This is a genomic window from Francisella noatunensis subsp. noatunensis (assembly GCF_009823375.1).
Lineage (GTDB): Bacteria > Pseudomonadota > Gammaproteobacteria > Francisellales > Francisellaceae > Francisella > Francisella noatunensis.
On record NZ_WBSX01000078.1, the window covers coordinates 1 to 8,665 of the forward strand.

The window sequence follows — 8,665 nt, forward strand, 5'->3', positions numbered from 1 at the left end:
CAATATAAATACAAAAAAGAAGGTGACTCTAAACAAGTTAAGATAAAGGATAGAGCGAGTATTTCTGAAAGACCTAGCAGTGCTAATAGAAAAAATCTTTATCACTTTGAAGGTGACACTATTGTTGGTAAAGACCATAAAAGTGCTATTGTAACAATGGTCGATAGAGCTAGCAGATTTACTATTTTAGCCAAGTCTATAGATAGAACAGCTAATTCAATCAATAGAATATTGTACAAAGTATCTAATGGTCATAAAATATTAACAGCTACATTTGATAATGGTAAAGAGTTTGCTAAACATAAGAAGCTAACTAGCAAGACTGGCATCAAAGTATTCTTTGCTGATCCATACAGTCCTTGGCAAAGAGGTACTAATGAAAACATGAATAGGTATATCAGACAATTTATACCTAAAGGTACTAACTTTAACAATATATCTCATCAATACATTAGAAAGTTACAGATAGACTTGAATAATAGACCTAAGAAATGTTTAAATTACTTGACACCTAATGAAGTACATTTTGGTATCTCTATAAACATTGAGAATACAATCTAGCTCATATTGGTATTGAGCAATATCTTTTAAATGGATTATCTTTAATTTTTTTAATAGCAGGATTTTTTGTTTTTTATAAAATATTACCTAATACAAGGATTAACTCAAAAACGGCATTAATTGTAGCGTTTTGGTGGCTATAGTTTTCTCTATTGCAAAAAAACTTTTTGCTCTATATATGTTCTATGTACTTACTTATTCAGTGATTTATGGTTCATTATCTTTGATACCTATCTTTATACTATGGGTCTTTGTTGCTTGGCAGATTACACTTCTAGGAGCTGTAATGATCAAAGCTATACAGTATATGGAGGTGATACTAGACTTTAAGAAAGAAGTAAAAAGAGATGATCTATTAGTGTGTGTATGCTTAAAGAATTACATATAGCTCAAAGAGAGCTAAGAAATGGAATAAGTATAGACCAGATGTATCAAAAAATGGCGGTCGCTGATTACGATAAAGTTAAGAAAATCTTATATGACTTAGAAATTGCAGGAGTTATTAGGATAACTGCTCAAGATATTTGTTATTTGAATTGTGATGTTTTTAGTATCAACTTGTATGAGATATATTTGGCGTGTAACCCTACAATTAATTTTAAAACAAGTTCTATAAGAAAAATTAATGTAATAAAATCTGACTTATACAAAGATCTTGATATAAAATTATACGAGTGTTTTTAGGCGTATAAGGATTTATGTAATGTTATTTGAGACTCTTGATTATTCAGCATTGATTATAAATGTGTTGTATACAATATACTTAGCAAGGCTTAAAGTGTGGTCTTGGTCTTTAGGTATAGTAGGTGCGATACTTTTGTTATTTTTGTTTGCAATGAAAGGTACATATTCACTGGTATTACTCCAATTTGTTTATGTAATATTCTTCAGCTATGGTTGGTATAAGTGGTATACACAAGGTATAGATGGTGAGCATAAGACTGTTAAGTGGATGAAGAGAGCTGACTATTTTCGTTATATTGTCTATCTAGTGATACTATGTATTTTTAGTATTGTATTTAACTATATCACTAGTTCAGCAGATATATTTTCAACAGGTATTCTGACAGGTATTACATTTACAGCAATTATCATGACTATAGAGAGGTTTATGGAAAATTGGATTGTATGGATTATTTCGGATTTATATTTCGTTGTAGTCATGTATCAACAAGAACTGTATGGTCAAGTGCTACAGAACTTTATATTTTTCATTACAGCTGTTTATGGATTTTATTACTGGTATAAAAATACAAAAACTATAGAAGTTAGATAATGATTGTTAAGGTTGCTCTAGCAGTACCTCCAAGTTACTTGCTTGATTACTCTATTAAAGATACTAATATCGAGCTATTTAGCAGAGTTTTGGTACAGGTGGGTAAGCGTCAACTTATAGGCTTTATTGTAGCTAAAGATATAAAGATTGCTTATGAGCTTACAAGAGTAAAACCTATTCTAAAGATTATAGATCAACCTATTAGCGATGCTGTACAAAGACTTATTTTGTGGTTATCGCAGTATTATTGTTGTGATTTATATAATGCTATACGTTTGGCTTTACCAAATGATTTTTTGAAAATCGAGAAAGTTTCTCCTCAGAAAGATACCTATGTATATTTAGATCAAATAGAGCTACAGCAACATAAACTGACTTCAAAGCAACAAGATGTTCTAAAAATTTTTGCTAATAATGAAGCGCTTCGTTTTGAGGATCTAAAAGAACTAGCCTCTAGCTATGTTATTAATAAACTGCTTGATAAAAACATCCTCAAAAAAACTTATAAGTTAAGACAGTCTAATAATACTATAGAATCAGACTTACCTGAGTTGCTTAATCCAGAGCAGCAATACGCTTTTAAGCAAATTACATCACAATCAGGTTTCAAGGTGTCTTTACTTTATGGAGTGACTGGAAGTGGCAAAACAGAAGTTTACTTACACACCATTCAGAGCTTTTTAGCCAAGTCTCAACAAGTTCTTGTCTTAGTGCCAGAAATAAATCTTACACCACAGACAATCAAAAGATTTGAGAAGAGGTTTATAGATAAGAATGTTGTTGCACTACATTCTAAACTAAGTGATAAAGCTAGGTTAACTAACTGGTTAAAAATAAAAAATGGCGAATCTGATATTGTAATTGCTACTCGAAGTGGAGTCTTAGCTGACTTTAAGAATCTTGGGATTATCATAGTTGATGAAGAACACGATAGTTCATATAAGCAACAAACAACAACTATTCGTTATAATGCTCGTGATGCTGCTATATTTCGAGCTAGTCAGCTTAATATCCCTGTGGTTTTAGGGAGTGCTACACCATCTATTCAAAGTTACTATAATTATCTTATTGGAAAGTATAATTTGCTCAAGCTTAATAAAAGGGCGCTAAACTCACATCAGAATACGATTGAGCTATTAGATCTAAAATCAAGTATTGTTGATAATGGTATTAGTAATACTCTTTTTTCATTGATTGAACAGAATATTAACGATCATCAGCAGTCATTAATATTTATCAATAAATTAGGTTTTGCTAAGGCTTTGGTCTGTAAGAGTTGTGGAGATGCTGTAGAGTGTAAGAGATGCGATAAACCATATACATTACATACACATCCATACCAGTACTTAGAATGTCATTTTTGTGGTTCTCGTAAGCAGATAGTTACAGCTTGTCCAAGTTGCAGTGCTGAAGAGCTTTTTGCTTATGGTAGTGGTACTGAAAAAGTTCAATCAAGAATAGAAGCAAGATTTCCATATAATAAGATAGTGCGCTTTGATAGATCAAATATCAAAACTATGAATGACCTACATAGCATCAACCAAATGATAAATGATAAGCAAGTTGATGTTATTGTTGGTACTCAGATGATAGCAAAAGGGCATCATTTCGAGAATATTACATTAGCAGGGTTAATTAATATTGATGCTGGTTTATATAGTACTGATTTCCATGCAATAGAGCGAACTGCGCAAATGATAGTTCAAGTCTCTGGAAGAGCTGGAAGAGCAGATAAACCTGGAAGGATAATACTTCAGACATATCAGCCTGATAATAAACTTTTACAACTATTGGTAAATAACGATTATCTTGACTTTCTGGATTACCTTTTAGAGCAAAGAAAGTACGCGAGTTATCCGCCATATACCTATCAAGCACAAATCATAGCTGAATCAAAAGATGAGAATAAAGTCTTAAATATGTTGGAGCAAATATATTTGAGTTTGAAAGATAGCTCCGGTGTACAAGTATCTAAACCTCTACCAGCTCTTCATCTGAAAAAAAATAATGTATATCGCTATAGTATACTTTTAACCTCAAACTCTCGTAGTCAGATAAATTCAATAATTAAATGGGTTGCTAATACTCAAATAATGTCTAGTTTAAAAAACTCAGTTAAGATGTATTTTGATATTGACCCAATAGAGTTAGGTTGATTCAGAGAACTTTTATTTTTCTGAATTTAAATATTGATGAAGAATTTTAGGATTATCTTTTATCCAGTCATTAAACTTATTAGCGAGATTTTTCCCTGCTGGAGTGTTATTAAACATAAAAGCCTTATATGAAATACTATCATCAACTTTAATTGGTACTTGGCAAATATTTGGATATATACCATCTATGCCATCGGTGATAGATTTAACCGCAAGTTTATTATCAGCGATAATTAATAATTGAGCATTTTTGATTTTCTGTAAAGCAAAGTTCTCATTTGTTCCACCTCTATTTTCGATGATTAGAGTGTTTGGATTATCTATATCTGCAAACCTCTTAAACTTAGATAAGTTTTTGCAGTTAGTCATTGCTGCTTTACTAAAAGAGCCTAATGGAGTTGAGAATATGAATTTTGCTTGACGAGTAGGAGTTATTGTCATACCTCCTACAAAGACATCAAATTTACTATCTTTTAGATCACCTTCTGCAGTTGCCCAAGTCGTTTTAATAAATTTAATATCTTCATTATTTGCTTTAGCAAAAGTTTTTATGAGATCAATATCCTTGCCAGAGAATTTATTATCGTTCTTATCATAAATTGAAAAAGGAGCATAATCTCCAGTTGTTCCAACAATAATATCTGCATAACAATTAGATGTTATAACAAAAAATAAAGTGATAGTTAGATATATTATTTTTTTCATTTTTTTAAACAAATAAAATTTGAATGAAAAAATTTTATATCAAAGAGAAGAAATGAAATAGAAGAAAATAGCAGATAGAAAATTAGTCTTCTTTTTTGTCAATTCTGCTAGCTACGAAACAACCAGCACCAACAGCTACAAATGCAGATGTAATCCATAATAAATAAAACATACTAGTCTCCTCTTAGTATAACTCGTGAGAGTTTGCTTTAACTTCTTCAGCAGATACTCTACGACCATTTGCCCACATTTTCTTATACACAAAGAATGTATAAGAGAAGATGATTGGAAGTATAATAACAGCCGTACATAATATACCTATTAGAGAAGTTTGGCTACTACTTGCGTTAAATACTGTTAAGCTATATTGGAAGTTACCTACATTAGACACCATAATGAATGGGAATAATGCAAAGCCAACTGTTAATACAGCGCCTAGTAGAGAAGCCATACTAGCTATGAAGGCAGCACCATCTTTATCTTTGTTGTTAAACTTGATAACAAGTAATGCACCAACAAAAGCTAGGATAGGAGCAAACCACATCCAAATAGTTTTAGCTTGTGTGAAGTTATAATACCAAGAGTGATCACTAGTAATAACTCCAGCACTAAATGGGTGTTGTAATGCTTCTGATGCGTATGTACAACTTGCACCAGTAGAGTACTGATATCCTGGTATTAGAGCAATCCAAATAGCTGCGACTACAAATAAAACTAAGTAGATAGTCGCTGTAACATTTGTGATTTTTCTAAATCTATCTCTTAGGATACCATCAGTTCTAAGTTTAGCATAAGCTGAACCATGCATTAATGACATATTCAGAGCAAATATACCAAATAATAGTGCAAATGGAGTCAATAAGTGTATTAAAGTAACCCACATAGACTGATATTGACCATCAGTAACTGTGCCGTATATTAATCTTGCAGTATCATCATATGAGATTGGGAAACCTAAGTATAAGTTACCAACAGCTACACCCATAACAACTATAGGGATAACACTTCCTAATAAAAGCATCCAGTCCCAGAAGTTTTTCCATGTAGGATTGTCTATCTTCTTTCTGTACTCAAAAGCAGGCGGTCTTAAAAAAAGTCCCCATAGCACTAGTAAGATAGCAATATATAAACCTGAGAAGCTTGTAGCATAAACTTGCGGCCAAATAGCAAATATGGCACCACCAGCTGTAATAAACCAAACTTGGCTACCATCCCAAGTAGGGCCAACTGTATTTATGATAGTTCTTTTTTCGTAGTCATCTTTACCAACAAATTTGGCAAGAATACCTACACCAAAGTCAAAACCAACAGTAGCAGCTACTAAGAATATTAGAACTCCTACAACTAGCCAAGAGATAATTTGTAAAACATCTAATAACATTTATCTCTCCTTATTTATCATTTTTGTTTTGTTCAAAATGGTATTTACCAGTGCCTAACGAGCTAGGACCTAGTCTTGCATACTTGAACATTAAGAAAACTAATACAGCAAATAAGCTTAAGTCTATTAGACAGAAGATTGCCATAGAAGTACCAACATCTGCTGCAGTAAGAGCTGAAGAACTTATACTAGTAGGAAGTTGTCCATATACTGTCCAAGGCTGACGGCCATGCTCTGTTACGAACCAACCAGCTGAACAAGCAATAAATGGTAATGGAATTGACCATAACATTACTTTTAGTACGAATCTGCTGAATTTAGTACCACCTAATGAGTTCTTAGCAAGTAGTATTAACCCAACAAACATTAGAGCAAATAATAGTAAACCAATAGCAACCATTATTCTAAATGCCCAGAATATGCTAACAACTTCAGGAACCATATTAGTAGCAGCTGCTTTTACTAATTCAGGGTCGTTAGCAACTTTTGCTATAGTTTCAGAGTCGGCTTTACCATATTTCTCTTGAGCCACTTGTACAAGTAACTTACCGAAGCCCATGTATCTTTGATATTCAGGATTGTTATAGTTAGCATAACTACCATCTGGAGTATCGCCTTCGTGACCAGTTTCTCTCCATTTTAGAAGATCTGCATACGCTAAACCACCATCTCTAATCATAACTACCGCAGCAGGTACTTTTTCGTACTTAGCAGGGTTAGCAGCAGCTACTTCTGGAGATACATCAGCAGTTTCACCTGTTGCGATATCTCTGTAGTATGCAAGATTAGGATCTCTAGTGCCATTAGTATCTGCTTTTCCATAAAGGATAGCTTTGATACCAGGGACTTCTACATCTGTAGAGTGAGTAGCGATTAGACCAAGTACAGCAGGGATCTCTACTGCATAATGGTTTTCTTGATCAGCATTGCTCGGGATAGCTACAGCATCGAAAGCAGCAGGAGCTTTAGAAGTATCCCATTCAGCTTCTATTGAAGCCATTTTTAATGGTTGTACTTTAAATGCATCTACACCGTTTGCATCACCAAAGAACATTGCCATAGTACAAGCAACGATACCAAAACCTAGGCCAACACCTAAAGATCTTTTAGCGAATCCATTATCACGATTTTTTAGTAGATAGAAAGCACTGATACCGATTACAAAAGTCGCACCAGTTGTATATCCAGCTGTTATCACGTGACCAAAGTTTGTTTGTGCTGTTTCATTTAGGAATACTTGAAGTAAACTTACAGTTTCCATTCTCATTGTAGAGGCAACGAACTCAGAACCTACCGGGTGCTGCATATAACCGTTAGCAACTAAAATTAGTAGAGCAGAGAAGCTTGAACCTATTGCTAAACAGAATGTAGACAGTAAGTGTTGTTTCTTTGACAATTTATCCCAACCAAAGAAGAATAAACCAGCAAAAGTAGACTCAAGCATAAATGCTGCTAAGCCCTCAATAGCTAGAGGCGTACCAAAGATATCACCTACTGATTGAGAGTAGTATGACCAGTTAGTACCGAATTCAAACTCCATAGTTAGACCAGTAATAATCCCTAGAGCGAGGTTTATACCGAGTAATTTACCCCAAAACTTCACCATATCTTTATATACTTGCTTACCTGTTCTTACGTACATTACTTCCATTGTGAATAAAATCCACGTTAGACCTAATGTTAAAGGAACAAATAAGAAGTGAAATGATGCTGTTAAACCAAACTGCAATCTTGCTAAGTCAACAGACATGAGCGTTGGTAACATGTTGCTTCTCCTTATAGTTCTAGTATTTTAGTGTTATTTCCTTTTTGTAAAATAAGTGGAAAGAAAAAATCTTATAACTTAATGATTCAGAGGTCTTTTCTTATCTTTAATTATACAGTTCAAATTATAGCATATTAATAGTCTAAATCAAAAATTAAATTCGTGTAAAAATATTGAAAATAAAGGCTTTGAGTATACTGAAATGGTATGGTATCTATTAGCTTTTAGAGTGGTTTTGTAGGAAATAAATAATTCATCAGCTAGATTGTATTCTCAATGTTTATAGAGATACCAAAATGTACTTCATTAGGTGTCAAGTAATTTAAACATTTCTTAGGTCTATTATTCAAGTCTATCTGTAACTTTCTAATGTATTGATGAGATATATTGTTAAAGTTAGTACCTTTAGGTATAAATTGTCTGATATACCTATTCATGTTTTCATTAGTACCTCTTTGCCAAGGACTGTATGGATCAGCAAAGAATACTTTGATGCCAGTCTTGCTAGTTAGCTTCTTATGTTTAGCAAACTCTTTACCATTATCAAATGTAGCTGTTAATATTTTATGACCATTAGATACTTTGTACAATATTCTATTGATTGAATTAGCTGTTCTATCTATAGACTTGGCTAAAATAGTAAATCTGCTAGCTCTATCGACCATTGTTACAATAGCACTTTTATGGTCTTTACCAACAATAGTGTCACCTTCAAAGTGATAAAGATTTTTTCTATTAGCACTGCTAGGTCTTTCAGAAATACTCGCTCTATCCTTTATCTTAACTTGTTTAGAGTCACCTTCTTTTTTGTATTTATATTG

General features: G+C 32.9%; 8 protein-coding genes and 1 pseudogene. 4 read left to right on the forward strand and 5 right to left on the reverse strand.

The window, feature by feature from the left end; genetic code table 11:
- The 4 genes and pseudogenes from F8C69_RS07050 to priA form a co-directional block, all read left to right on the forward strand.
- A partial coding sequence (locus F8C69_RS07050; protein ID WP_159183759.1) for an IS30 family transposase occupies positions 1-561 on the forward strand: 561 nt, incomplete at its 5' end.
- 5 nt (positions 562-566) lie between these two features.
- Positions 567-1,245 (forward strand): annotated as a pseudogene (locus F8C69_RS07055) (YihY/virulence factor BrkB family protein); the annotation flags it as partial.
- A gap of 19 nt (positions 1,246-1,264) precedes the next feature.
- A complete protein-coding gene (pnuC, locus tag F8C69_RS07060) occupies positions 1,265-1,837 on the forward strand; it encodes a nicotinamide riboside transporter PnuC (RefSeq protein ID WP_159184709.1) in 573 nt (190 codons plus the stop codon).
- A complete protein-coding gene (priA, locus tag F8C69_RS07065) occupies positions 1,837-3,993 on the forward strand; it encodes a replication restart helicase PriA (RefSeq protein WP_159184710.1) in 2,157 nt (718 codons plus the stop codon). The genes pnuC and priA overlap by 1 nt, the downstream gene beginning before the upstream one ends.
- A gap of 12 nt (positions 3,994-4,005) precedes the next feature.
- On the opposite strand, the gene F8C69_RS07070 is transcribed toward priA, so the two are convergent.
- The 5 genes from F8C69_RS07070 to F8C69_RS07090 form a co-directional block, all read right to left on the reverse strand.
- Positions 4,006-4,698, reverse strand: coding sequence for a transporter substrate-binding domain-containing protein (locus tag F8C69_RS07070; protein ID WP_159184711.1), 693 nt, complete (start codon positions 4,696-4,698; stop codon positions 4,006-4,008).
- An 82-nt stretch (positions 4,699-4,780) separates the two neighbouring features.
- Entirely contained in the window at positions 4,781-4,870 is a 90-nt protein-coding gene (locus F8C69_RS07075; protein WP_030003323.1) for a hypothetical protein, read from the reverse strand.
- Positions 4,871-4,882: 12 nt separating this feature from the next.
- The gene (gene cydB / locus F8C69_RS07080; protein ID WP_159184712.1) at positions 4,883-6,079 is read right to left on the reverse strand and encodes a cytochrome d ubiquinol oxidase subunit II; all 1,197 of its coding nucleotides are present in this window, start codon (positions 6,077-6,079) and stop codon (positions 4,883-4,885) included.
- Between the two features lie 10 nt (positions 6,080-6,089).
- Positions 6,090-7,844 (reverse strand): cytochrome ubiquinol oxidase subunit I, encoded by a 1,755-nt coding sequence (locus F8C69_RS07085; protein ID WP_159184713.1) that lies wholly within the window; start codon positions 7,842-7,844, stop codon positions 6,090-6,092.
- A 260-nt stretch (positions 7,845-8,104) separates the two neighbouring features.
- The coding region (locus F8C69_RS07090) for an IS30 family transposase (protein ID WP_159183759.1) at positions 8,105-8,665 on the reverse strand (561 nt) is incomplete at its 5' end.